The following is a 266-nucleotide window of genomic DNA, read 5'->3' as shown; positions in this document are numbered from 1 at the left end:
GGATAATAAGGTAATTAATGAAGTTGCGTATCAGGTTGGAGAGTATTTATCTGAACAAGTAGAGCCAAAAAATGAGCAAGAGAAAGTGCTTTCTGATTTATGGCATGTTGCATCTGAAGAAGAACAGCATGCAATTGCTAATATGATGGTGAAGCTAGTTCAGAAAGGTTAAAAAAGAAAGTGTCGCTATTTCTAGCGACACTTTTTTAAATCATATACAAAGAGATTGATTATTTTTTTCACATACGGCAAGAAACTTCTTTAAA

Annotated in this window: 1 protein-coding gene; it reads left to right on the top strand. The window is 33.1% G+C overall.

Annotated elements, in window-relative coordinates; genetic code table 11:
* The first annotated feature begins 13 nt into the window (after positions 1-13).
* Positions 14-172, top strand: a complete 159-nt coding sequence (locus AOA60_RS34265; RefSeq protein ID WP_368731544.1) for a DUF3243 family protein — start codon at positions 14-16, stop codon at positions 170-172.
* Positions 173-266 lie beyond the last annotated feature (94 nt).

This window comes from Pseudomonas sp. 2822-17 (genome assembly GCF_002742485.1).
Taxonomy (GTDB): domain Bacteria; phylum Pseudomonadota; class Gammaproteobacteria; order Pseudomonadales; family Pseudomonadaceae; genus Aquipseudomonas; species Aquipseudomonas cyclaminis.
The sequence above is the reverse complement of the archived record's forward strand: the minus strand, read 5'-3'. Positions and strand labels throughout refer to the sequence as shown.